Origin of the sequence: Asanoa iriomotensis (genome assembly GCF_016862515.1) — a bacterium.
Lineage (GTDB): Bacteria > Actinomycetota > Actinomycetes > Mycobacteriales > Micromonosporaceae > Asanoa > Asanoa iriomotensis.
In genome coordinates, this window is sequence record NZ_BONC01000026.1 from 57,518 (window position 1) to 79,427 (window position 21,910).

The following is a 21,910-nucleotide window of genomic DNA, read 5'->3' on the forward strand; positions in this document are numbered from 1 at the left end:
CATCGCCCGGGGTCCTACCTCGGGCGATGCGCCTTGAACTTCGCTATCCAGTCCGCGTTGAGCTGGTCGGCCTGGCGCCGGTGCCCGACCACCAGGTGCCGATCCGGCGGGACACGCAGGCCGAGATGGTCGAGCACCCGTTGTGCGGTGCCGAGCGGATCTGCGGCCAACTCCTCGTACGTCACCTCGCACGGCACGATGCCGTTGGCGGCGAACCAGGTCGTCCAGTCGGCCTCGGAGCGCTCGATCGTGGCGACCAGCCGGCCGATCAGCTCTTCGTCGTAGTGCGGATCCTGACCTCCGGGTGCGACGGCTTCGCCGGGATGCCAGAAGTGGGTCTGCAGTGACCTCGCATACGAGACCGCCTGGGCCACGACGTCACATCGCCGCAGGTGAACGAATTTGAGTCGACCCAGTTGGGCGCTCAACAGGTCGACATCCGCCACCCCGGGGGCACCGAGCCCGTTCAGCAGCTCCGGCAGCGTCTCGGCCATGATCCGCCCGCCGAAGACACCGTTCGGTGTCCGGCCGGCGGTCAGCGCCGCGCGAACGAACGCCTCGTCGATCCGGCCGTCGCGCGGTCTTGCTATCCGCCACTCGTCGGCGTAGTCGTCCAGGCTCTTGCGGTTGAAGTAGGAGGCCGGGTGGCCGGCCACCCCGGACGAGTCCAGCAGGCCGCAGAGCAGGGTGCTTCCGGAGCGGGGCGTCGCGCAGATCAGGTACGAGTCGAAATCCGGGCTGGTCACGGTGGAGGACCGTAACCAAGCGTCGGCGTGCGACCAACCGAATTCCGGCCGTCGGTCAGCGCGGGCTCGGGGGGGGTGGTGCGTATCTGGATGCAGAGCAGAGCAGGGCCTCGCCGGCTGCGCAAGGGGCATAGGGTCGAGGGCATGCCGTCGAAAAAGGCCGCCGCTGTCGAGGTCGAGGTCGCCGGGCACGCCGTGCGGCTCAGCAGTCCCGACCGCGTGATGTTTCCGCGGGCCGGCTACACCAAGCAGGACGTGTTCGACTACTACCTGGCCGTCGGCGACGGCATCATGCGGGCGCTCGACCACCGGCCCACCACGCTGCAGCGGTTCCCCGACGGGATCGACGGTGAGGCCTTCTACCAGAAGCGGCTCCCGGCCCGCGGCACGCCCGAGTGGCTCAACGGCGCCGAGATCACCTTCCCGAGCGGGCGCAAGGCCACGGAGCTGTGCCCGGTCGACCTCGCACACGTCGCCTGGGCCGCGCAGATGAACTCCGTCGTCTTCCACGCCTGGCCCGTGCGGGACGCCGACCCCGACCACCCCGACGAGCTGCGGATCGACCTCGACCCCCAGCCCGGCACCGACTTCGGTGACGCCGCCGAGGCGGCCGGTGAGCTGCGGGCCGTCCTCGAGGAGATCGGCGCCACCGGGTGGCCGAAGACCTCCGGTGGCCGGGGCGTGCACGTCTACCTGCGGATCCAGCCACGGTGGACGTTCGTCGAGGTGCGCCGGGCGACGATCGCGCTGGCCCGGGCGCTCGAGCGGCGCCGGCCCGACCTGGTCACCACCAGTTGGTGGAAGGAGGAGCGGGGCGAGCGGGTGTTCGTCGACTTCAACCAGATGGCCCGCGACCGGACGATCGCCTGCGCCTACTCGCTGCGGGCCAACGCCCGGGCCACCGCGTCGACGCCTGTGACCTGGGCCGAGTTGCCCGACGTGGAGCCTGACGACTTCGACCTGCGTACGCTGCCGAAGCGGTTCGCCGAGGTCGGCGACCCGCACGCGGGGATCGACGACACCGCGTTCGACATCACGCCGCTGCTGGAGTGGTCGGCGGCCGACGAGCGCGAGGGGCGCGGCGGCGACATGCCCTACCCGCCCGACCACCCCAAGATGCCGGGCGAGCCACCTCGCGTGCAGCCGAGCAAGAAGAACCCGGCGAACTGGACCGAATAGGCTAGACCCCCAGCTTCATGCCCTCGTGGGTCGCGGCGAAGCCGAGGGACTCGTAGAAGCGCTTGGCGTCCGGGCGGCGCTTGTCGGTGGTGAGCTGCACCAGCGTGCAGCCCGTCGCGCGCGCCTCCGCGACGGCCCAGGCGATCATCCGGCGGCCCAGGCCCGCGCCGCGGTGGGCCGACGAGACGCGTACACCCTCGATCTCCAGCCGTTGCGCACCGCGGCGGGTGAGCGACGGGATGACGATGAGCTGCATCGTGCCGACGATCTCACCGGCCAGTTCGGCGACGACCACGGTGTTGCGGGGGTCGCCGTCGAGTGCGTCGAACGCTTCCCAGTAGGCCGCGTCGACCTCCTCGGACACCGTCTCCCGGGCGCTGCCGAGCGGGTCGTCTGCCAGAAGCCCGACAATCGCCGGTACATCGGCCCGCAAAGCGGACCGGAAGATCAGGTCGGTCACGGCGAGCAGCTTCGCACATCGACCCGCGGGTGCATGATGACGGACCATGAAGGCCCTGCTGCTGCCGTTCAAGGCGGTCTACCGCGGGTTGGTCTACTTCGCCAACTCGCCGCGGACGCTGATGCTGTCGTACGCCCTGATGATCGTCATCGCGGCGGCGCTCTACAGCGTGTTCGAGAAGGTCGGCGTGGGTGACTCGCTCTGGTGGGCCGTGGTCACCGCGTCGACCGTCGGGTACGGCGACATCTCGCCGGAGACCTGGCAGGCCCGCGCCCTCGCGGTGCTGCTGATCTCGACGATGGTGCTGCTGGTGATCCCGCTGATCACCGCGCACTTCGCCAGCAAGCTGATCGTCGACACCGACGCGTTCCGGCACGACGAGCAGGAAGAGCTCAAGAACAACCTGCGGATCGTGCGCCGCTTGCTGGAGGAGATGGCGGCCCGGGACGCTACTTCGCCGGGCAGCGGGTCCCCTCTGGCGGAAGCGTCTGATTGAGCAGGTACTTGTTGACCGCCGAGGTGATGCACTCCGTCTGCGGGTAGGCCGTGTGCCCCTCGCCCTCCCAGGTCAGCAGCCGGCCCACGCCGAGCATGTTGGCCAGCGCCGGTGCCTGGGCGTAGGGGGTCGCGGGGTCGCCGGTCGTGCCCACCACCAGGATCGGCGCCGACCCGGTGGCCGGACCGGTCGGGTAGGGGTCGTGCCCGCCCGGCCACTCCGAGCAGGGCAGCATGCCGACCGCGAGCGGCGCGCCGAACATCGGGATCGACGAGCGCCACTGGTTCTGGTAGGTGCGGACCTGGTTGGCGTCGGGCACCGTGCGCTGGTCGGCGCAGTTGACGGCGATGTTGGCGTCGAACAGGTTGGAGTAGTGCCCGCTCGGGTCGCGCTCGGCATAGCTGTCGGCGAGTTGGAACACCTCGGCCGGGTCGCCGCCCTCCAGTGACTTGATCGCGCTTGCCAGCGCCTGCCAGCCCGACTGGGTGTAGAGCGACGAGATCACCGCGTAGAAGACCCAGCCCGAGGTGGCCTTGCGCCCGCCGGCCCCGGTCACGGGGGAGACCTCGGCCTTCTCGATGGCGGTGTTGACCGCCGCCTTGGCGTCGGGCGCGATCGGGCACTGTGCCGGCGTCGAGTCGCACCACTTCGCAAAGTTGTCGAACGCCAGCGCGAAGCCCTTCGCCTGGCTCTCCGAGCCGGCGACGAAGTTCTGCCGGGGGTCGACCGCGCCGTCGAGCACGAGCGCCCGCACGTTCTGCGGGAAGAGTTGGGCGTACGTGGCACCGAGCAGCGTGCCGTAGGAGTAACCGAGGTAGGTCATCTTCTGGTCGCCCACGGCGGTGCGGATCGCGTCCATGTCGCGGGCGGTCTGCACCGTGGAGAACAGCTTGAGCTTGTCGCCGTATTTGGCCCCGCACTCCTGGCCGATGCTCTTGTTGAGGTTGACCAGGCCGTCGAACTGCTCCTGGGTCACCGGGTCGGGGGTGTAGCCGAAGCTCTCGTCGAGCTGGGCGTCGCTGATGCACTCGACCGGGCTGGACCGGTCGACGCCGCGCGGGTCGAAGCCGACGATGTCGAACCGGTTGGTGATCTCTTCCGGGATGCCCTGGAAGGCGGCGCCGAACGAGAGGTAGACGGCCAGGTTGACCCCGGACGCCCCCGGGCCGCCCGGGTTGACCAGCAGCGACCCGATCCGGTCGTGCTGCTTGTCGGAGCGCACCCGGATCAGCGCGATGTCGAACGTCTGCCCGTTGCCCTTGTCGGCCCAGTCCTGCGGCACCTTGATGGTCGCGCAGTCGTAGCTCATCCCGCGCGCGCCGCGGCCGACCAGCTGGGCCGGCACGTCGGGGCAGGGGCGCCAGTTGGGCTGGCCGGAGGCGGCCGGCGCGGGCGCGGCGCCCCGCACGTCGCCGCCGGAGTTCGGCGCGACCACCGGCACCGTGCAGCCGGCGAGTGCGAGCAGCCCGGCGAGCAGGCCGAGCACGAGGAATCTGAAACGCAAACGCACTAGGAGACTCCCGTGCCGGCAGCCGGGTCGCCGCCCAGCACCTGGTCGACGTCGAACCGGACCGGGCGGTCCAGCTGGTCGTAGCCGCACGAGCGCGGGTCGCGGTCGGGGCGCCAGCGGACGAACTGGGCGGTGTGCCGGAAGCGGTCGCCCTCCATCGCGTCGTAGCCGACCTCGACCACGAGGTCGGGGCGCAGCGGCTCCCAGGCGAGGTTCTTGCCGCCCGTCCACCGGCTCACCCCGCCGGGGCGGCGCTGGCCGGTCGCGCTGGTCGGGCCGATCTGCTGCTCGTCGCTGTCGGCGTCGATCCACGGGTGCTCGGCGGGCTCCCGGTAGTCGGCCAACTCGTCGAGCAGCTTGGCCCGGCGGGCCATGCTGAACGAGGACGAGACGCCGATGTGGTGCAGGGTGCCGTGCTCGTCGTAGAGGCCGAGCAGCAGCGAGCCGACCACGGGGCCGGACTTGTGCCATCGGAAGCCGGCGACGACCGCGTCGGCCGTGCGCGCATGCTTGATCTTGAACATCAGCCGCTTGTTGGGCTCGTACGCGATGTCGGCCGGCTTGGCGATCAGCCCGTCGAGCCCGGCGCCCTCGAAGATCTCGAACCAGCGCCGCGCCGTCGCGATGTCGTGCGTGGTGGGCGTGATGTGCACCGGCGACTTGACCCCGGCCAGTGCCTTCTCCAGCCTGGCCCGGCGGGTCGCGTAAGGCTGGTCGACCAGCGCCTCGTCACCGAGCGCGAGCAGGTCGAACGCGACGAAGTCGGCGGGCGTCTCTTCCGCCAGCAGCTTGACCCGGGAGGCGGCGGGGTGGATCCGCTGGGTCAGCCAGTCCCACTCGAGCTTGGGCTGCTGCCCCTCCTGGCGGTGGATGACCACGATCTCGCCGTCGACCGCGCACCGCTCCGGGAGCTGGGCCTTGGCCTGCTCGACCACCTCGGGGAAGTAGCGGGTGAGGGTCTTGCCACCCCGGCTGGCCAGCTCGACCTCGTCGCCGTCGCGGAACACGATGCACCGGAAGCCGTCCCACTTGGGCTCGTAGCTCATGCCCTCGGCCTCGGGGATCTGCGGCACGCTCTTGGCGAGCATCGGCTCGACCGGCGGGTTGATCGGCAGGTCCATCCCACAGAGTCTTCCAGATTCGCGTATCGAAGCGGGTCCCGGAGCGGCTTTCCTAGTTGACCACCACCGCGGCCACCCAGATGATCGCGATGGCCAGGGCCGAGCCGAGCTCGACCAGCATGGCCAGGCCGGCCGCCTTGATCGCGTGCTTGGTCGACGGCCAGGCCTGCCGGCTGTCGCCGAGCCGGGCGATCTCGGCCAGCCAGACGCCGGCGACGAAGCCGATCACGAGGCCGATCACCGGGATCAGGAAGAAGCCGACGATCGCCAGGACGCCGCCGAGGAGCAGGGTCCGATTGGGTACGCCGGTGCGCTTGAGGTTGCGCCCGGGCCAGGCGTACTTGACCACGATGCCGAGGCCGGCGATCAGCGTGACCAGCGCCAGCAGGCCCCACCGCGTGGCGCCCTCGCCGGCCAGGAACGCCCAGGCCACCGCCGACGCCCAGCAGAGCAGCAACCCGGGCAGGAACGGGATCACGACCCCGAAAACGCCGACCACCATGGCGACCCCGGACAGGATCGTGACGTTGGTCTGCGTATCGGTCAGATCCATTGCCGCACTCTAGCGGTCTACAGCACGAAAGCGTCGGTCCAGAGCTGCCCCGATCGCCCGGAGAGGGCGTCGAGCAGAGCAACGGCCTGCTGGTCGGTGAGCGCGGCGACGAAGTCGACGATCGCCCGGCCACGGGCCCGGGCGGCCCGGTCGGGCGTGCCCACCGGCAGCTCGGCCTCGGCCAACTCGACCAGGTCGTGCAGGCGCTGCGGCAACCGGGCCTCCTCGGCCGGGTCGACGATCCAGGCCAGCAGCGCCTCGACCAGGGTGGCCAGCAGGCGGGCCTGGCCGCGCTGGTGCAGCGCCAGGTCGGGGCGGTCCAGCACGAACCGGTGGTGGATCAGCTTGAGCACCTGGACCTCGTGCCACTGGGGCCGGTCCAGCAACACGTAGCCGGAGCGGACCGACGGGTTGTCGGTCAGCCGGATCGCGTCGACCAGCCGCCGGGTCCACCGGCCGGAGAACCGGGCCACGTACTGCTCGGCGGCCACCGAGCCGTCGAACTGGTCGGCCAGGAGCCCGTCGACCAGGTCGTGCCGGACCTGCTCGACCGCGTTCCCGAAGGCCTCGTCGTCGCTGTTCCAGCGGTCCCGGCGGTGCAGGCGGCGGCGCAGCTTCTCGATCGCCGCGCCGGCCTGGCGACTGCCGGCGTCGAGTGCGGCGTCGGACAGGCCGCCGAGCCGCTTGGCCTCGCGCTGCCAGCCGATCAGCTCGGCGGCCACGGTGCCCTGCTGCAGCACGCCGACCCGGTGGAAGTCCTCGACGTCGTGGATGGCGTACGCGATGTCGTCTGCGGTGTCCATGATGGACGCCTCGACCGTCTGCTGCCAGTCCGGGATGCGGCCGACGAACGGTGCGCGCGCCTGCCGCAGGTCGTCGACCTCGGTGGTGTAGGCGCCGAACTTGGCCGACCCGCTGGACGGGGCCCAGCTCGGCGCCGACGCTCCGCGCGGCGGCGGGCTCATCCGGCGCGGGTGCGGGTCCGGGTAGTCCAGGCGGGTCCACGGGTACTTGACGATCGCGGCGCGGACCGCGGCGGTCAGGTTGAGCCCGATGGTGGCCGCGCCGCGGATCTCGGTGCTGGTCACGATGCGGTACGACTGCGCGTTGCCCTCGAACCCGTCGGGCAGCCCGAGCCGTTCGCGGGCCAGCCGGTCCAGCACAGCCTCGCCGAGGTGGCCGAACGGCGGGTGGCCGAGGTCGTGCGCCAGCGCGGCGGCCTCGACCACGTCGGGGTCGCAGCCGCCGAGCTTGTCCAGCAGGGCCACGTTGCCGGGGTCGGCGGTGAGCCGCTCGGCGATCGCCCTGGCCACCTGGGCGACCTTGAGGCTGTGGGTGAGCCGGTTGTGCACGAGCAGACCGCTGCCGCCGGGGCTGATCACCTGGGTGACGCCGCCCAGCCGGGCGAAGAACGGTGAGGTGACGATCCGGTCGCGGTCGGCTCGGAAGGGGCTGGCGGCCAGGTCACCGGGCCCGGTGCGCCCGGTGTCGAACAGCCGCCGCGCGCGGGGATCGACCGGCTCCGTCATGATCCGACGCTAGCGCACCGCGGGTTTCGCCAGGTAAACCAGGCCCGGCCCACGGCCGAGGGAGCGGCGGTCGAACTCGGTGTAGCCGTTGCGCTCGTAGAGCCGGATGTTGTCGTGGCTGGCTGCGCCGGTGAACAGCTCGAACCGGCGGGCCTCGTGATGCGCTGTTTCGACCGCGCGCAGCATCCGCCGGCCGAGCCCCTGACCGCGCAGGTCCGGCGCGACCGCGAGGCGGGCGATGTGGCAGGTGCCCTGATCGTCGAGCCGGCCGCGGCCGACGGCGACCAGTCGCCCGCCCTGGTGGCCGACGAGCACGGTGACCGGGCCGGCGATCACGGCTTCGATCTCCGCCAGGGTCTCGGTGAGCATGGGCAGGTGCGGGTCGTCGTACCGCTGCGCTTCGCGCAGGAACGCCGCGCGTTGCAGGGTGAGCACCTCGCCGGCGTCGCCGGGCGTGGCCCGTCGGATCTCCATGCCGGCCAGCACACCGGCCCGTGGCGCACGGCACATCAGCCAGCGTCGACGCGTCTCGACAGGTGAGACTTGAACGTGTTCAAATGATCTCGTGACCGCGCTGCTGAACCTCGTCGACGCGCTCGCCATGGTGCTGCTCGTGCCGCTGGCCCTGGGCCTGGTCGGCGTGCCGGCACCGATCCGCCGGGTCTGGCCGTGGGTCGCCCTGCCGGCGGCCGTCGCGCTCTGGCTGCCGCCCGGCGCCGGTGCCGCGCTACTCGCCGCGCCGTATCTCGCGCTGACCGTGGCTCTGGCGGCGCTCGCTGTCGCCCGGCTGCGTCGCTTCGCGGCGGCCGACGTCGCGGTGGCGACCGGGCTCGCCGCGCCCGCGGTCGCCGCATCCGCGCTCGTCGCCGAGCGGGCCGGTCACCGGCTGCTGGGCTTCTCCCTGGAGACGCTCGCGTTGACCGTGCCGCACCTGCACTACGCCGGCCTGGTCGCGGCCGTGGTGGCGGCGCTGGTCTGCCGGGCGACCGGCGACTCGGTGCTCGGCCGCGCCGCCGCCTGGTGCGTGCCGGCCGGCACCGGGATCGTGCTGGTCGGCTACTTCATCGGCGACCCGGTCGAGTTGGCCGGGGCCGCGGTGCTGACGGCGGGGATGTGGCTCGTCGGCGGGCTGACGGTCGCGCGGGTCCGGCGGCGGGCGCCGCGCTGGGCCCGTGCGCTGTTCGCGGTGTCGTCCGGCATGCTGGTGATCACCATGCTGCTGGCGCTGGACTGGGCGGCCGGGCACGTGTTCCCGGTGCCGCACCTTTCGGTCTCGTGGATGGTGGCGACGCATGGGCTGCTCAATGCGGTCGGCTTCGCGTTGTGCGCCCTGCTCGCCTGGCGACGGACGGAGACGAGATGGGTTCCCTGACCTACGCCGAGGTCGGCGCGACCGAGACGGGCACGCTGCCGCCGGGCTACCGGCACCTGCGCTACCGCACCGCGGTCGGGCACGACGTGTTCGCGGCGGCCGCCGAGGCGGTGCTGACCTGGCGGATGCACCGGGCGGCAGGCATCACCGTGGACACCACCGCGGACCGGGCGGCGCCGGGCGTGGACGTGACGATGCACATCGGGCCGCTGCCGGCGCCGTGCCGGGTGGTCTGGGTGGTCGACGAGCCGGGCCGGGCGGGCTGGGGGTACGGCACGCTGCCGGGACACCCGGCGCGCGGCGAGGAGGCGTTCGTGGTCACGCAGGGCGCGGACGGCACGACCTGGTTCGAGGTGACGGCCTTCAGCGTGCCGGCGGGCTGGCTCATGCGGGCGGCGGGCCCGGCCGGGCGGCTGTTCCAGCGGGCGTACGCCGCGTGGTGCGCGCGGGCGCTCCGCCGGCTGGTCCGCTAGAACTTCGCGAACGAGCGGATCGGCATCCGCGGGCCGAACTTCGGTGCCATCAGGCCGCTGGCCTCCAGCAGCATGCAGACCCGGCCGCGGTGGCCGCGGAACGGCTCCAGCAGCGCGAGCATGCGGGCGTCGTCGCCCCGGGCTTCGCCGGCCAGGTTCCAGGCGACCATGTTCGGGATGTGGAAGTCGCCGACGCTGACCGCGTCCGCGTCGCCGTACGCGATCCGCACGACCTCGGCCGCGGTCCAGACGCCGATCCCGGTGATCGACCGCATCCGGGTGGTCGCCTCGGCGGCGGTCGCGCAGCGCTCGATCGCGGCGGCGGCGACCGCGGCCCGGCGCAGCGTGTCGGCCCGCTTCTGCTCGACGCCGAAGGGGTGGAACACCCAGTAGGGCTGGGCGGCGATCACCTCGGGCAGCGGCGGCAGCGTGAGCCCCTCGATCGGCCCGGGCGCCGGGGTGCCGAACTTCCGCACGGTCCCGGAGTAGCCCTTGTAAGCCTCCTTGCCGGTCACCTTCTGCTCGAAGATCGCCCGCATGAGGCGGGGGAAGACGATCCCGGTGGCTGGGATCCGCCGGCCACGGTGCACGCGGGCCACCTCGCGGACCACCGGGTGGGCGGCGGCCAGTTCCGCGAAGCCGGTGAGATCGTCGCGCAGTCCGGCAACCGCGTCGGCGTGCTCGACGACCCAGCCCTGGCCCGGCCCGTACCCGGTGGCGGTCAGCTCTTGACCTTGCCTGCGGAGCGCGAGCGTGGCGGGACCGTCGGGGGTGTGCGTCGCCCACCAGAACGTGTCGCCGGTGAACCGGGCGCACGGATCCCAGCGGCTCATCGGGATGGGACCCACCGAGCCGCCGAGGTGGTAGCCCTCCGGGGCGCGCATCACCCGCTGCACGGGACCAACTGTATGGCTCACTCCGGCACCTCCGGTCGGGGGCCGAACATGCCGACCGGTGGGGGAGCGGAGGGTGTGGCGTCGGCGTCGGTGACGACCGTCTCACCGCCGGCGAACCGGGTGAGGTCGTCGCCGGTGAGCAGCCGCCCCGGGAACCAGTCACCGGCCACCCGGCGCCCGATCGCGGCGGTCGGCAGCGGGGTGTTGGCGGCGGTCAGCACCAGGTTGCCGAACCGCCGGCCGCGCAGCACCGACGCGTCGGCCACCAGAGCGGCCTCGGCGAACACGTCCGCGACGGTGGCGACCTGGGCCTTGGCCAGCCCGAGCGGCGGCCCGTCGGTCATGTTGACGAGGTAGCGCCCGTCGGGGTGCAGCACCCGGGCGGCCTCGTGGACGAACTCGACCGACCGGACGCTGGCCGGCGTGCGCGCGCCGGCGAACACGTCGACGATCACCACGTCGAACTCGTCGTCGTGCGCCTTGCGCAGCTCGGTGCGGGCGTCGCCGATCCGGACCTTCAGCTTGGGGTCGGGCCGCCAGGGCAGCCACTCGCGGACGAAGTCGACCAGCTTGGCGTCGGCCTCCACGACCCGCTGCCGGCTGCCGGGCCGGGTGGCGGCCAGGTAGCGGGCGATGGTGAGCCCGCCACCACCGAGATGCAAGACCCGCAACGGCATCCGCGGCGGCGCGGTCAGATCGAGCGAGGCGGCGATCCGGCGCACGTACTCGAACTCGAGGTAGGTCGGATCATCGAGATCGACATGCGACTGCGGCGCACCGTCGACCAGCAGGGTGTAAGCGTTGGGCCGGTCATGGTCGGGCAACAGCTCCGCGACCCCGGACCCGATCTGGGTCACCACCCGCCGCTGCTGCCCGCGCTGTCGACCCACGTCGCCTAGCGTATGCGGCCCGGCGGCGGAACCATTCTCGATGGACCGTCTATGTCGGCGAAGAAGTCGTGCGTCGCGGGGTGGAGGAACCGCTTCCAGCCGGCACCCGCTCCCAGCGAGCCGCGAAGCTCCGTCGACGTCACGACCTCGAGGTCGGAGACGTCGATCAACGCGGTCTCCCAGCCGAGCCGCTTCCACACCTCGACCCGTCGAAGGTCCGAAGCGTCCTTGTTGCTCGTGCACCGCACCGTGCGCCTGGGCAGGAACGGCCGCAGCAGTCCCCACCGCGGTTCGTCGAACTTCGGCACGAAGACGGAGTCGACCCGCGAGGCGAGCCCTTCCGCGGCGAGGATCAGGCTGAGCATGGTCCGTCGTTCGTTCGGGGCGAAGACGTCGAAGGGCCCGTGGGATGCCGAGCCGAACTCCGTGCAGACGAACGCCACCAGGTGCTCGGTGGGAAGCACCTGGAGGCTCCGCTCCAGGATCCGAAAATGCCCAAGGTGATATGGGTGCATGCGGCCGATCCAGACGGCCACTGGCTGGTCGGCACCATCGATCACGCGGCTCTTCCACTCTCCAGATCTCGGTAGGCGATGACCGGGCATCCCATGTCCCTCAGCATCGCGTCACCGCCGAGACCGCTCTTGCGAAAGGCGACGCAAGCGGCGAGGACCGAGGCGTCGCACGATCGGTGCAGGATGTCCAGCACCGCCGTCAGTGCGGCGCCGGTGGACAGGAAGTCGTCCACCAGCACCACACGGGAAACTCCGCGAAGTTGTCGGGAGCTGAGTGACAGGCGGGTGCGGGTCTCGCCGGTGTAGGAGTCGACAGGCGAGTCGAGCAGCGGGCCCCTGATGTTTCTCCCCATCGTCTTCCTGGCGAAGAGCACCGGCACGTTGACTCGGATGCCGAGCGCGACAGCCAACGCGATCCCGGAAACCGCGGGGCAGACGAGCAGGTCGACGTCGGGCCAAGAAATGTCAGCACGGTCGATCCAGTGATCGCACACGTCATCGAGAAACAGCGGATCCACCTTGTGGGTAACCAGGTCGTCACCGTAGTACATGTCGGTGTTGACGAGGTCACGGGCCAGCGCGCCCGACCCCAACGGGACGTACAGATCCGAGAACACCTTACGCGACCAAGGAGTCCAGCTCGTGCAATGCGATCTCGTCGACCTTTGGCAAAATGGGATTGTGCGTCCTGGTCGGCGGGCGGAGGAAGACAACGGTGGTGTCGCCGAGCTCTCTGCGCCCGGTGACCGTCATGCGCTGATATCCCCATGCGGTCGACGTGGAAACGTGGCCGAGGCTGCCATGGCCGAGCCGACCCATGATGATCGGTGCGATGGCCACCCTCATCTCGTCGACGAGGTCGGCCTCGAGCCATTGACCGATTATCTGCGGACCACCTTCGATCAGCAGGCGCGCAATTCCCTGCTCACCCAGGAAAGACGCGACGTCTTCGAGGTCCTTCAGGCCGGGAACGACGCGGACGCCGGCCAGACCCGCCAAGTTGCCGGCCGCAAGCTCGGGGTCCTGCCCGAGGACGTATTTCGTCGACTCTCCGGCAGTGAAGAACGGGTTGTCGGGATCGATGTTCCCGGACCGCGTCATGACACATTTGAGCGGGTCCGGGGGCCGTCCTGAGGAGACGCGAACGGATCGGGCTTCGTCGGAACGCGCGAGCAGACGCGGTTTGTCGCGGCGCACGGTGTCCGCGCCCACGAGAATCGCATCGGCCCAGATCCTCAACCGCCCGGTTGCCTCGCCGTCCTCTCGACTCGAAACCGGAAATCCGCCACCGTCGCCGGCCTTGTCCATATAGCCGTCCAGTGTGATCGCGCATTTGGCTATCACGGTCGGGCGTCGGGTCATCGGGCACTCACCTTCCTGCCTGCCAGTTCGCGTTGTACATACTAGGGCTCGCCTACGGCGAATGTGCAGACCGTCCTCGACTCGCCAGAACGGGGGCCGCGAGAGATCATGCAAAGGTGCACGGCATCGGTCCGCACTGTTACCGCACGGGGACTGATCTGCCGGTTGATCTCCACCGCTATCTCCTGCGTCAAATGCTCCTGGATGATCAGCCGTCGTGCCATGAGATCGACCAGCCTGGGTATCTTGCCCAGTCCGGTAATGATTTCGTGGGGCCAATAGGTGACGTCGCAAGAGCCGTAGTACGGAAGCAGGTGATGCCCGCACATCGAAAAGAACGGAATGTTCGAGATCGAGACCGGCCCGGCCGTCCCGGGTTCCTGTCTCGCCGTGACGTTCAGGACGTCGAAGCTGGTCGAGTGGCCGACGAGCAGCTCGCGGTAGGCGCGCTTGATCCGCGCCTCGGAGTCCCGGGCCACGGCCGCCGCCACCTCGGGCGGCAGAACTTCCGCCAACCAGTCCATCAAGGTGCCCGAGCGGACGTCTGCCTGGGTCATGCGTCTCCTTCGAAATACCTGAGCACGGTCAGACCGGTTAGCCAGACGACCCGGCCGCTGATCGGCTGCCGCGGAGTCGTGTGCTGGATCAGCGGCCCGAAGATCGCCAATGACCCAGGTGTGTCCTGGACGACGTCGCCGTCGTCCAGATGCATCAGGAACTCGACTCCGGTCGGCAGGCGGATGGGCATCGACGAGCTTACGGTCGTTATCTTGTGCGGCGGATGACTCGCGACGGTCACCAGCTCGACGTCGTCCGCGTGCCGCGGGTGGCCGAGCACTCCGTTGTCGTAGAGCCGGACCTGGACCTCGGTCGTCGCGTCCGAAGCGCCGAAGGACGCCGCGAAACAGTCGGTCAGTTCGCGGGACAGCGTGTGGAGCAACGGAATCTTGCGCTCCGCGTCCGGGACGACCACCTCCTTGGTCACATCGTCGGCGACGACCCCGCCGTACGCGCTGACCAGGTCGTCGCCGCGAGTGAACAGGCCGGCGACGAGAACCTTGGTGACCTCGGCCGAAAAGGCATGTTGGACGTTGATCGCCGTGTTGAGCGCCCGCACTCCTTGGCTGGACTCCAAGCTGGATTCGAGCGCCGACGCAACCCGTGCCCGGGTCTCGCGTGACAGCAGTTCCAATGCCCCTCCCTAAGTTGTCGTCGCCCAGCCCCGCTCCATGACGCCGCCGAGCCAACGCGCCACGTCGTCCGTCTTCGACATTCGGGAAAGCGTCACGATCTCGGGCGGTTGCTTCAGCACGCCGGTCTTGATCCGCTTGGCCATCTCGTCGGCGACGCCGCCTGTGCCCGGCACCGGTGCGACGGGAACCCCGAGTGAGACCGCGATGTCAACCTCTACGCTGGTCATGAACCCGCCGCCGATCACGATGAACAGATCGGTGCCGCTCACCAGCCGTTCGCGGTCCACAAAGACCAGTTCTGAACTGACCGACCGCGATTGAAACTGGTTGTTGCATTCGTTGGCGACCATGATGCCCGATCCCCTGGGTCCGTGCACGAGGATCACCCGGTACCTGGAGATGACCCGGGCACAAGCGGTCACCGCCGCACGCGCGGCGGGCTCGCGGGCTCCACTGCGCTCCGGGTTTCCGCCGATCGCTATCCGCTGGAGGGCGGCGATTTTCGACGGATCGCCGGGGTTCTCGGCCGCGGGGCCGGCGGTGGGTGAGGGTGCCGAGTCGCGTGCCAACAGAATCTGTTCGATCGCCATGGCCTCTGCCTCGACGAGGTTCCCCACTCCGCGGGGCGTCTTCAAGGTGAAGGCCACGGCTTTGGGCCACGCCTTGGCCGCCTCGCTCCACCCCAGGGACCTGATCAAGATGAGCCCGGCCTCTCTCGCCGATAGGTCGTCGCTGTCGAGGAGCTGCTCAAGTGATCGTGGCTTCCGCATTGCTGGTGCTATCTGGGACTCTCTGGCGGCTGTTTGATTAACGCGCGGATTTGCGCGGTGGCCACCTCGGGCCGCACGAGGGCTTTTTCGAGTGCGCGCTTGAGGGCGGTCGCGACGATCGACCCGACGATGACCGGAACGATGGCGTATCCGAGCAGCGCCAATGGAACCGTGATGTGATAGGCGCCCGCCGCCGACGGACCACGATCACCGACCAGGATCTCGAGGGCCGGGATCCAGCCCACCTCGAAACCGGCGATGACGAAGACCGGTGCTGTGACAGCCAGCGAGACGAACGAGACGATCGCGGTGTGTCCAACGGCGGGGTGCACGGTTGACGACCATTGTCGGGTCAGTCGGACGAGCTCGCGCCTGGTGATGACCAAGGTCAATCTCCCGTCACACGTCAATGCCATGCACGGTGGCCGCCCAGTTTACGCCCGGCGTTTCTGCCCGAGCGTCATCCGATGGTATGAATGCACCCCTGCGATGATCCGCTCGAAGGTGGACCCCTCCAAGACGGGCCCGGGGAGCGTGTATCCAGGTATGGCGGCTGAGGACTCGTTCCGTGACTACGTCGCGGCGCGGCTCGTGGGGTTGTCCCGTGCCGCCTACCTGCTGACGGGGGACCGGCATCTCGCGGAAGATCTGGTGCAGCAGGCGTTGGTCCAGGTCGCCAGCCGGTGGGAGAAGATCGCCGCCGGTGGCGACCCGGATCCGTACGTGCGCCGGGTGCTCTACCACCAGCACGTCTCCTGGTGGCGGCGGCGGCGCGTGGTGGACCGGCCGCAGGCCGAGCCCCCGGACACCGCGGTCGCCGACCGGGTGTCCGACAAAGACACCGAGCTGACCGTGCGGCAGGCGTTGCGCCGGCTGACCCCGCGCCAGCGGGCCGTGCTGGTGCTGCGCTACTTCGAGGATCTGACCGAGGTGCAGACGGCCGAGGTGCTCGGCTGCTCGGTCGGCACGGTGAAGAGCAACACCCGGGACGCGCTGGCCCGTCTGCGGGCCACCGCCCCCGAGCTCGAAGACCTCCGGGGGGCGCGATGAGCGACCGGCTGTTGAAGGAGATCGCCGACGAGATGCCGCCGGTGCGGCTGCCCGACGACCTGTGGGCGGCTGGGCGGCGGCTCCGGCAGCGCCGGCGCTTCGGGTACGCCGTCGCCGCGGTCGCCGTGCTGGTGCTGGTCGTGGCGCTGCCGGGGCTGGCGGCACACCGCCGGGCGGCGCTGGTGCCGGCCGACGGACGCGGTGCGGTGCCGTCCGGCGTCGACTTGCCGCACTTCTGGCAAGCCAAGGTCGGGCAGTGGCCGGCCGGGCCGGGTGGACCGGCGGCGCTGGTGTTCTACACGGGGAAGACCCGGTACTTCGAGAGCACCGGGGTCGCGGTGGGCGTATCCGGCAGCTACCGGCTGATCTACCAGGACATCGGCGAGGGGAGCGGGCTGCTCACGCCGGACGGGCGCTACTACGTGCGACCCGGGCTGCGGATGCTCGACCTGACCACCGGCGAGGAGCGGCAGGTCGCCGGCGACCCGATCCTCGGTCAGCCGCTGGCGTTCTCGCCCGACGGCACCGAGCTGCTGGTCGGCGTGTCCAACGACGACGGCGTGATCGTCTACGGCGACGACGCGGTACCTGACAACGACCCCGACAAGCCGGACGACCTGGTCGCGGTCGACCTGCGTACGGGTGCCCGCCGGTTCGTGGCCGTCGGGCGGCTCAACTCCTACACGGCCGCCGCCTGGTCACCGGACGGCACGCGGATCGCCGTCGAGGGTCCGGTGGGTCGCGGCGACACCGGGCGTCGCCTGTCGGTCATGGACGCGCGCACCGGCGAACCCTTCTGGTCGCTGGACGTGCCGCTGACGCAGGGCCTGGCCGGGCCGGGCGCCTGGAGCCCCGACGGTCGGCAGCTCGCGCTGTTCGCCTTCGACGGCTGCACCAACACGTGTGACCAGGCGGGCTACCTGGCCCGGAGCTGGCGGGTCGAACAGGTCGACGCGGCGACCGGCCTGCCGCGAGGCGAGGCGGCCGTGGCGCTGCGCGGCGAGCCGGGTCGAGCGATCGGCTGGCGGGACGGCCGCGACCTGGTGTTCACGTACCTGCCGGACCCGGGCGGGGAGCCGCGCACGACGCTGGTCGCGTTGGGTCCGGCCGGCCGGCTCGACACGCTCGTCGACACCCCCGCCGGTGTGTCGGGTCTGGAGGTCGCGGCGGACCTGGTCGAGGTCGGTGCGTACGGCGGCCCGGTGCCGCACCCGTCCATCTGGGCCGCGCCCGCCTGGGCCTACCTGTTGGCCGCGGCACCGGTCGCGCTGGTGGTCTGGATCGTGCGCGCGGTGCGCCGGCGCCGTCAGCGGCGGGTGTAGCGCAGCAACAGCAGGTCGTCGCCGAGCAATGTGTGGTGCAGGCGCAGCGGGACCGGGTCGCCCTCGCGGTGCGGTCCGGCGATGATCCGGCCCGCCGAAGGGCCGGTCAGCAGCGGCGAGACCGTCAGGCACAGCTCGTCGACCAGGTCGGCGGCCGTCAGGGAGCCGAACAGGTGCGGGCCGCCCTCGCACAGGATCTGGTCGAGCCCACGCTCGCGCAGCGCGGCCAGCCCGGCGGTGAGGTCGAGGTCGCGCTCGCCGACGCGTACCACGTCGGCGACCTTGTCCAGGCCCGGCGGCGCCGCGGCGGCGGTCGTCGTCAGCACCACCGGCCGGACCGGCGCCTCGGTGAAGACCGGCGAAGCCGGGTCGACGTGGAGGCTGGCGGTGACCACCACCAGCGTCGGCACCTCGGGCAGGCCCTGTGCGCGCCGCCAGGCCCGGCGCGGCTCGTCGAGCTTGACTGCCTTGTAGCCCTCGTGGCGCAGCGTGCCGGCGCCGACCAGCAGGGCGTCGCAGACCTTGCGGAGGATGCCGAACACCCGCTTGTCGGCCGGCCCGGACAGGCCGGCGGAGTAGCCCTCGACCTCGACGGCGCCGTCGACGCTGGTCACGAAGTTGACCCGAACCGTCGGCCGCTCCGATCGGCCGTACCACCGTGTGAGTGCCTCGTCGTCGAGCTCCTCACCCGGCGCCGCAGCCGCGTCGACGCTCCACAGCGCCCGGATCGCGGGCTTGTCCGTCACGCGACGTCACCGTTGCTCGGAAGGGCCGATCCAGGGGTACGGTGCTGGCAGTCGCAGCTCATCCGGCCACCTTATCGAGGGACCATCGCATGCCTCGGCAGATCTTCCAGGTCAAGGTGACGCTGGCCGACGTGCTGCCCGAGGTCTGGCGCCGGGTGGAGGTGCCGGGCGGCTACACGCTCGACCGCGTGCACCGGGTCGTGCAGCACGCGATGGGCTGGCAGGACTACCACCTGCACTCCTTCGAGGTCGACGGCGTGCAGTACGGCGAACCCGACCCCGACGGCGAGCTGGCCGTCCGCGACGAGTTGGACGTCCGCCTCGACGCCGTGGCGCACAAGGGGACCCGGCTGCTCTACACCTACGACTTCGGTGACTGGTGGGAGCACGAGCTGCTGGTCGAGGACGTGTTCGTGGCCGAGCCGGACGAGCGCTACCCGCGCTGCGTGGCTGGACAGCGGTCGTGCCCGCCGGAGGACGTGGGCGGTGCGTTCGGCTACGCGGAGCTGCTGGTGGCGCTGCGCGACCCGGCGCACCCGCAGCACGCTCACCTGCGTGGCTGGGTCGGGCGGGGTTTCGACGCGGAGGAGTTCGACGCGGTCCGTGCCAGCACGCTGCTCCGCCGACTCACATAACCCGCTCAAAAGGATGAAACTCTCTTTCATCTCATCCGGCACTGCCCCGCGAGTCGACTGGGAGCCGGTCGTACTGATGTTGCAAGATGCGAGTCGTGGTATCGGTGGGAGCGATGGGTGAGCAGAGCGCGGTCGGCCGGGTGCTCGGCACCTCCGACGCGACCCCGCTGCAGTTCTGGACGGCGGTCTCGCCGGGCAGCTACCTGCAGCTCGACGACGTCGTGGTGACCACCCGCGAGCTGCCCGACGGCCGGCCGCCGGTGCGGATCGCCGGCGTGGTGACCCAGGTCCGGGCCCGGCACGAGGGCGCGGTCTTCGACTCCGACGTCTTCTCGATCGCCGACGGCACGCTGCCCGCCCAGGTGCAGGAGGCGGCCGAGATCAGCGTCACGCGGGTCGACCCGGAGCTCTACGTGCCGCCCGCGCCGGGCGCTCTGGTCCACCGCGCCACCGGCGACCTGCGGGCCGCCGCGCTGCACTTCGACCGGATGGAACGCCAGGTGCCGATGGGCACGGGTCGCGACGGCGTCCCGGTCTACCTCAACGCCGACTTCCTCGACGGCACCCGCGGCGCGCACGTCTCGATCTCCGGCATCTCCGGCGTCGCCACCAAGACCAGCTTCGCCACGTTCCTGCTCTACTCGGTGTTCAACTCGGGCGCGCTCGGCGGCGACGGCGTCAACGCCAAGGCGCTGATCTTCAACGTCAAGGGCGAGGACCTGCTCTTCCTCGACCACCCCAACGTCAAGCTCGACGATCGCACGACGGCGGCCTATGCGGCCCTCGGCCTGCCGGCCAAGCCGTTCGCCGACGTGCGGGTCTACGCGCCGCCGCGAATGGGCGACTCGTCCGGCACGCCCGACGTGAGCAGCCGGCTCGCGGGGGTCGACAGCTTCTACTGGACGCTCGAGGAGTTCTGCGCCGACCGGCTGCTGCCCTACGTGTTCGCGGACGCCGACGACGAGCGCCAGCAGTACACGATGGTCGTGCACGCCGTGACCGCCCATCTCGCGCGGCACGCGGTGCCGGCCGACGGCGGCATCGCGATCGACGGCACCCGGCTGGGCTCCTACGCCGACCTCGTCGACTTCGTCGTGGCCCAACTCTCCGACGACGAGACCCGCTACACCTGGACGGGCAGCGCCGTCGGGCTCGGCACGGTCAACGCGTTCGCCCGCCGCCTGATCGCCAGCAAGCGCGACCTCGGCCGGCTGATCCGGGGCGACCTGGCCACCCGCCGGCCGCACCAGATCAACACCGACGAGAGCGCCCAGGTCACCGTCGTCGACCTGCACAACCTGCCCGACCGCGCCCAGCGCTTCGTGGTCGGCGTGACGCTCAAGCGCGAGTTCGAGCGCAAGGAGAAGAAGGGCACCGCCAAGCCGCTGCTCTTCGTGGTGCTCGACGAACTCAACAAATACGCGCCGCGCGAAGGCTCGTCGCCGATCAAGGAGGTGCTGCTCGACATCGCCGAGCGTGGCCGCTCGTTGGGCGTGATCCTGATCGGCGCTCAGCAGACCGCCAGCGAAGTCGAGCGGCGGATCGTGACCAACTCGGCGGTACGCGTGGTCGGCCGGCTCGACCCCGCCGAGGCGTCCCGCCCCGAATACGGCTTCCTGCCGCCCGCGCAGCGGCAGCGGGTGCTGCTGGCCAAGCCCGGCACGATGTTCGTCAACCAGCCCGACATCCCGGTGCCGCTGTGCGTCGAGTTCCCCTTCCCGTCGTGGGCGACCCGGCACTCCGAGGCGGGCGCGGCACCGGCCGGCTCGCTGCGCTCGGTCACCCAGTCCGCCGACCCGTTCGCGGTGGTCGGCTCGCGGTCGGGCGCGATCTCCGACGACGACATCCCGTTCTAGCTCCGGAGGAGGTTCGCCGTGCGCATCCTGCACACCTCGGACTGGCACGTCGGCAAGGTCCTCAAGGGACAGTCGCGGGCCGAGGAGCATGTCGCCGTGCTCGCGCAGGTGGTCGAGATCGCCCGCGCCGAGCAGCCCGACCTGGTCATCGTCGCCGGCGACCTCTACGACACCGCCGCGCCGTCGCCGGAGTCGACCCGGCTGGTCACCCGCGCCTTGTCCGCGCTGCGGCGCACCGGCGCCGACGTGGTTGCGATCGGTGGCAACCACGACAACGGCGCGGCGCTCGACGCGTTGCGGCCGTGGGCCGACGCCGCCGGCATCGCGCTGCGCGGCAGCGTGCGGGACAACCCGGCCGAGCACGTCATCTCCGGCACCACGGCGAGCGGCGAGGCGTGGCGGTTGGTCGCTCTTCCGTTCCTGTCCCAGCGGTACGCGGTCCGCGCGGTCGAGATGTACGACCTGACCGCCGCCGAGGCGACCCAGACGTACGCCGACCACCTGTCGCGGCTGATCGGGGCGCTGACCTCGGGGTTCTCCGAGCCCGGTGTGGTCAACCTGGTCACGGCGCACGTGACCGTGGTGGGTGCCAGCCAGGGCGGCGGCGAGCGCGAGGCGCAGACGGTGCTGGGCTATGCCGTGCCCGCCAACGTGTTTCCGACGAACGCGCACTACGTGGCGCTCGGGCACCTGCACCGGGCGCAGACGGTGCTCGGGCCGTGCCCGGTCCGCTACAGCGGCAGCCCGCTCGCGATCGACTTCGGCGAGGGCGAGAACGTGCCGGCCGTCTCGATCGTCGAGGTGACCGCGCAGACGGCGGCCAAGGTGCGCGAGGTGCCGGTCACGGCGGCGGTTTCTCTGCGCACGGTGCGCGGGAGCTTGGAGCAGCTCGCGTCGTTGAAGACGGGCGAGGCTTGGCTGCGCGTGTATGTGCGTGAGACGCCCCGGGCTGGGTTGCGCGAAGAGGTGCAGGAGCTGTTGCCGCGGGCGCTGGAGGTGCGGATCGACCCCGAGATGGTCGCCTCCGCCCCGGGGCCGCGTGCTGAGGAGCGCGCCGGGCGGTCGCCGCGCGAGCTGTTCGCCGCGTACCTCGAATCCAGGGGTGTTTCCTCCGAGGACGGCGTTCAGGATCTGTTCGACGAGCTTTACGAGGAGGCTTCCGCGTGAGGGAGCTTGCGACCGAACCAGTCGGCTCAGCAGGCCAGGGCTCATGCCCGAGCTCGCGAAGCGAGGTCG

26 protein-coding genes are annotated in these 21,910 nt (G+C 70.9%); 9 read left to right on the forward strand and 17 right to left on the reverse strand.

Translation table 11 applies throughout. The features are described from left to right. Nucleotides 1-14: 14 nt before the first annotated feature. Entirely contained in the window at nt 15-746 is a 732-nt protein-coding gene (locus Air01nite_RS19470; protein ID WP_203704085.1) for a Stf0 family sulfotransferase, read from the reverse strand. Between the two features lie 144 nt (nt 747-890). Here Air01nite_RS19470 and ligD point away from each other — a divergent pair, with 144 nt between their 5' ends. After that, nucleotides 891-1,925 carry a non-homologous end-joining DNA ligase gene (ligD, locus tag Air01nite_RS19475; RefSeq protein WP_203704086.1) on the forward strand — a complete coding sequence of 345 codons (1,035 nt, stop codon included), beginning with the start codon at nt 891-893 and terminating at the stop codon, nt 1,923-1,925. A gap of 1 nt (nt 1,926) precedes the next feature. On the opposite strand, the gene Air01nite_RS19480 is transcribed toward ligD, so the two are convergent. Beyond that, nucleotides 1,927-2,385 carry a GNAT family N-acetyltransferase gene (locus Air01nite_RS19480; RefSeq protein WP_203704087.1) on the reverse strand — a complete coding sequence of 153 codons (459 nt, stop codon included), beginning with the start codon at nt 2,383-2,385 and terminating at the stop codon, nt 1,927-1,929. Nucleotides 2,386-2,431: 46 nt separating this feature from the next. Between Air01nite_RS19480 and Air01nite_RS19485 the strand changes: the two genes are divergently transcribed. Then, nucleotides 2,432-2,881, forward strand: a complete 450-nt coding sequence (locus Air01nite_RS19485; protein WP_203704088.1) for a potassium channel family protein — start codon at nt 2,432-2,434, stop codon at nt 2,879-2,881. On the opposite strand, the gene Air01nite_RS19490 is transcribed toward Air01nite_RS19485, so the two are convergent. The 5 genes from Air01nite_RS19490 to Air01nite_RS19510 are packed head-to-tail and all read right to left on the reverse strand — an operon-like array spanning nt 2,835 to nt 8,068. Beyond that, nucleotides 2,835-4,391, reverse strand: coding sequence for an alpha/beta hydrolase (locus Air01nite_RS19490; RefSeq protein WP_203704090.1), 1,557 nt, complete (start codon nt 4,389-4,391; stop codon nt 2,835-2,837). The genes Air01nite_RS19485 and Air01nite_RS19490 overlap by 47 nt on opposite strands. After that, nucleotides 4,391-5,512, reverse strand: a complete 1,122-nt coding sequence (locus Air01nite_RS19495; protein WP_203704091.1) for an ATP-dependent DNA ligase — start codon at nt 5,510-5,512, stop codon at nt 4,391-4,393. The genes Air01nite_RS19490 and Air01nite_RS19495 overlap by 1 nt, the downstream gene beginning before the upstream one ends. Nucleotides 5,513-5,564: 52 nt before the next feature. Beyond that, complete coding sequence (locus Air01nite_RS19500; RefSeq protein ID WP_203704092.1) at nt 5,565-6,065, reverse strand: DUF456 domain-containing protein; 501 nt, start codon at nt 6,063-6,065, stop codon at nt 5,565-5,567. A gap of 17 nt (nt 6,066-6,082) precedes the next feature. Then, nucleotides 6,083-7,594 (reverse strand): deoxyguanosinetriphosphate triphosphohydrolase family protein, encoded by a 1,512-nt coding sequence (locus Air01nite_RS19505; protein WP_203704093.1) that lies wholly within the window; start codon nt 7,592-7,594, stop codon nt 6,083-6,085. Nucleotides 7,595-7,603: 9 nt separating this feature from the next. Beyond that, entirely contained in the window at nt 7,604-8,068 is a 465-nt protein-coding gene (locus tag Air01nite_RS19510; RefSeq protein ID WP_203704095.1) for a GNAT family N-acetyltransferase, read from the reverse strand. A 91-nt stretch (nt 8,069-8,159) separates the two neighbouring features. On the opposite strand from Air01nite_RS19510, the gene Air01nite_RS19515 reads away from it, so the two are divergent. Together Air01nite_RS19515 and Air01nite_RS19520 are read left to right on the forward strand one after the other, a co-directional pair. Further along, on the forward strand, nt 8,160-8,966 hold the full coding sequence (locus tag Air01nite_RS19515; RefSeq protein WP_203704096.1) for a YndJ family transporter: 807 nt from the start codon (nt 8,160-8,162) through the stop codon (nt 8,964-8,966). Continuing rightward, a complete protein-coding gene (locus Air01nite_RS19520; RefSeq protein WP_203704097.1) occupies nt 8,954-9,439 on the forward strand; it encodes a DUF1990 domain-containing protein in 486 nt (161 codons plus the stop codon). The genes Air01nite_RS19515 and Air01nite_RS19520 overlap by 13 nt, the downstream gene beginning before the upstream one ends. Here the strand turns inward: Air01nite_RS19520 and Air01nite_RS19525 are convergent. The 9 genes from Air01nite_RS19525 to Air01nite_RS19565 form a co-directional block, all read right to left on the reverse strand. Continuing rightward, a complete protein-coding gene (locus Air01nite_RS19525; protein WP_203704148.1) occupies nt 9,436-10,323 on the reverse strand; it encodes a DNA-3-methyladenine glycosylase family protein in 888 nt (295 codons plus the stop codon). The genes Air01nite_RS19520 and Air01nite_RS19525 overlap by 4 nt on opposite strands. 29 nt (nt 10,324-10,352) lie before the next feature. Continuing rightward, complete coding sequence (locus tag Air01nite_RS19530; RefSeq protein ID WP_203704098.1) at nt 10,353-11,225, reverse strand: spermidine synthase; 873 nt, start codon at nt 11,223-11,225, stop codon at nt 10,353-10,355. Between the two features lie 5 nt (nt 11,226-11,230). Further along, the gene (locus Air01nite_RS19535; RefSeq protein WP_275408268.1) at nt 11,231-11,830 is read right to left on the reverse strand and encodes an adenylyltransferase/cytidyltransferase family protein; all 600 of its coding nucleotides are present in this window, start codon (nt 11,828-11,830) and stop codon (nt 11,231-11,233) included. After that, nucleotides 11,782-12,357 (reverse strand): phosphoribosyltransferase family protein, encoded by a 576-nt coding sequence (locus Air01nite_RS19540; RefSeq protein WP_203704101.1) that lies wholly within the window; start codon nt 12,355-12,357, stop codon nt 11,782-11,784. Before Air01nite_RS19540 ends, Air01nite_RS19535 begins: the two co-directional genes overlap by 49 nt. 1 nt (nt 12,358) lies before the next feature. Beyond that, entirely contained in the window at nt 12,359-13,102 is a 744-nt protein-coding gene (locus Air01nite_RS19545; RefSeq protein WP_203704102.1) for a RibD family protein, read from the reverse strand. Between the two features lie 41 nt (nt 13,103-13,143). Beyond that, the gene (locus Air01nite_RS19550; protein ID WP_203704104.1) at nt 13,144-13,659 is read right to left on the reverse strand and encodes a GTP cyclohydrolase I; all 516 of its coding nucleotides are present in this window, start codon (nt 13,657-13,659) and stop codon (nt 13,144-13,146) included. Continuing rightward, nucleotides 13,656-14,294 carry a hypothetical protein gene (locus Air01nite_RS19555; RefSeq protein ID WP_203704105.1) on the reverse strand — a complete coding sequence of 213 codons (639 nt, stop codon included), beginning with the start codon at nt 14,292-14,294 and terminating at the stop codon, nt 13,656-13,658. Before Air01nite_RS19555 ends, Air01nite_RS19550 begins: the two co-directional genes overlap by 4 nt. A gap of 9 nt (nt 14,295-14,303) precedes the next feature. Continuing rightward, nucleotides 14,304-14,885, reverse strand: coding sequence for an LOG family protein (locus Air01nite_RS19560; protein WP_203704106.1), 582 nt, complete (start codon nt 14,883-14,885; stop codon nt 14,304-14,306). Between the two features lie 188 nt (nt 14,886-15,073). Beyond that, nucleotides 15,074-15,451, reverse strand: a complete 378-nt coding sequence (locus Air01nite_RS19565) for a hypothetical protein (RefSeq protein ID WP_203704107.1) — start codon at nt 15,449-15,451, stop codon at nt 15,074-15,076. 160 nt (nt 15,452-15,611) lie between these two features. On the opposite strand from Air01nite_RS19565, the gene Air01nite_RS19570 reads away from it, so the two are divergent. Both Air01nite_RS19570 and Air01nite_RS19575 read left to right on the forward strand, forming a co-directional pair. After that, complete coding sequence (locus Air01nite_RS19570; protein ID WP_203704109.1) at nt 15,612-16,115, forward strand: SigE family RNA polymerase sigma factor; 504 nt, start codon at nt 15,612-15,614, stop codon at nt 16,113-16,115. Further along, nucleotides 16,112-17,437, forward strand: a complete 1,326-nt coding sequence (locus tag Air01nite_RS19575) for a beta-propeller domain-containing protein (RefSeq protein ID WP_203704110.1) — start codon at nt 16,112-16,114, stop codon at nt 17,435-17,437. The genes Air01nite_RS19570 and Air01nite_RS19575 overlap by 4 nt, the downstream gene beginning before the upstream one ends. Here Air01nite_RS19575 and Air01nite_RS19580 read toward each other — a convergent pair. After that, nucleotides 17,422-18,183: a pyrimidine reductase family protein gene (locus Air01nite_RS19580; protein WP_203704111.1), complete on the reverse strand. Its 762-nt coding sequence runs from the start codon at nt 18,181-18,183 to the stop codon at nt 17,422-17,424. The genes Air01nite_RS19575 and Air01nite_RS19580 overlap by 16 nt on opposite strands. A gap of 89 nt (nt 18,184-18,272) precedes the next feature. Here Air01nite_RS19580 and Air01nite_RS19585 point away from each other — a divergent pair, with 89 nt between their 5' ends. The 3 genes from Air01nite_RS19585 to Air01nite_RS19595 all read left to right on the forward strand — a co-directional run bounded on the left by Air01nite_RS19585 (nt 18,273) and on the right by Air01nite_RS19595 (nt 21,841). Beyond that, the gene (locus Air01nite_RS19585) at nt 18,273-18,818 is read left to right on the forward strand and encodes a plasmid pRiA4b ORF-3 family protein (protein ID WP_203704112.1); all 546 of its coding nucleotides are present in this window, start codon (nt 18,273-18,275) and stop codon (nt 18,816-18,818) included. Between the two features lie 113 nt (nt 18,819-18,931). Then, complete coding sequence (locus tag Air01nite_RS19590) at nt 18,932-20,674, forward strand: ATP-binding protein (protein ID WP_203704114.1); 1,743 nt, start codon at nt 18,932-18,934, stop codon at nt 20,672-20,674. Nucleotides 20,675-20,692: 18 nt separating this feature from the next. Beyond that, on the forward strand, nt 20,693-21,841 hold the full coding sequence (locus Air01nite_RS19595; RefSeq protein WP_203704115.1) for an exonuclease SbcCD subunit D: 1,149 nt from the start codon (nt 20,693-20,695) through the stop codon (nt 21,839-21,841). The last annotated feature ends 69 nt before the right edge of the window (nt 21,842-21,910 follow it).

Excerpts from the sequence above, each read along its gene's own strand:
- ligD (WP_203704086.1), top strand. The coding sequence starts at position 891 with ATGCCGTCGAAAAAGGCCGCCGCTGTCGAGGTCGAGGTCGCCGGGCAC.
- Air01nite_RS19485 (WP_203704088.1), top strand. The coding sequence starts at position 2,432 with ATGAAGGCCCTGCTGCTGCCGTTCAAGGCGGTCTACCGCGGGTTGGTC.
- Air01nite_RS19495 (WP_203704091.1), bottom strand. The coding sequence starts at position 5,512 with ATGGACCTGCCGATCAACCCGCCGGTCGAGCCGATGCTCGCCAAGAGC.
- Air01nite_RS19500 (WP_203704092.1), bottom strand. The coding sequence starts at position 6,065 with ATGGATCTGACCGATACGCAGACCAACGTCACGATCCTGTCCGGGGTC.
- Air01nite_RS19505 (WP_203704093.1), bottom strand. The coding sequence starts at position 7,594 with ATGACGGAGCCGGTCGATCCCCGCGCGCGGCGGCTGTTCGACACCGGG.
- Air01nite_RS19510 (WP_203704095.1), bottom strand. The coding sequence starts at position 8,068 with ATGGAGATCCGACGGGCCACGCCCGGCGACGCCGGCGAGGTGCTCACC.
- Air01nite_RS19520 (WP_203704097.1), top strand. The coding sequence starts at position 8,954 with ATGGGTTCCCTGACCTACGCCGAGGTCGGCGCGACCGAGACGGGCACG.
- Air01nite_RS19525 (WP_203704148.1), bottom strand. The coding sequence starts at position 10,323 with ATGCGCGCCCCGGAGGGCTACCACCTCGGCGGCTCGGTGGGTCCCATC.
- Air01nite_RS19535 (WP_275408268.1), bottom strand. The coding sequence starts at position 11,830 with ATGCCCGGTCATCGCCTACCGAGATCTGGAGAGTGGAAGAGCCGCGTG.
- Air01nite_RS19545 (WP_203704102.1), bottom strand. The coding sequence starts at position 13,102 with ATGACCCGACGCCCGACCGTGATAGCCAAATGCGCGATCACACTGGAC.
- Air01nite_RS19550 (WP_203704104.1), bottom strand. The coding sequence starts at position 13,659 with ATGACCCAGGCAGACGTCCGCTCGGGCACCTTGATGGACTGGTTGGCG.
- Air01nite_RS19560 (WP_203704106.1), bottom strand. The coding sequence starts at position 14,885 with ATGGCGATCGAACAGATTCTGTTGGCACGCGACTCGGCACCCTCACCC.
- Air01nite_RS19570 (WP_203704109.1), top strand. The coding sequence starts at position 15,612 with ATGGCGGCTGAGGACTCGTTCCGTGACTACGTCGCGGCGCGGCTCGTG.
- Air01nite_RS19575 (WP_203704110.1), top strand. The coding sequence starts at position 16,112 with ATGAGCGACCGGCTGTTGAAGGAGATCGCCGACGAGATGCCGCCGGTG.
- Air01nite_RS19585 (WP_203704112.1), top strand. The coding sequence starts at position 18,273 with ATGCCTCGGCAGATCTTCCAGGTCAAGGTGACGCTGGCCGACGTGCTG.
- Air01nite_RS19590 (WP_203704114.1), top strand. The coding sequence starts at position 18,932 with ATGGGTGAGCAGAGCGCGGTCGGCCGGGTGCTCGGCACCTCCGACGCG.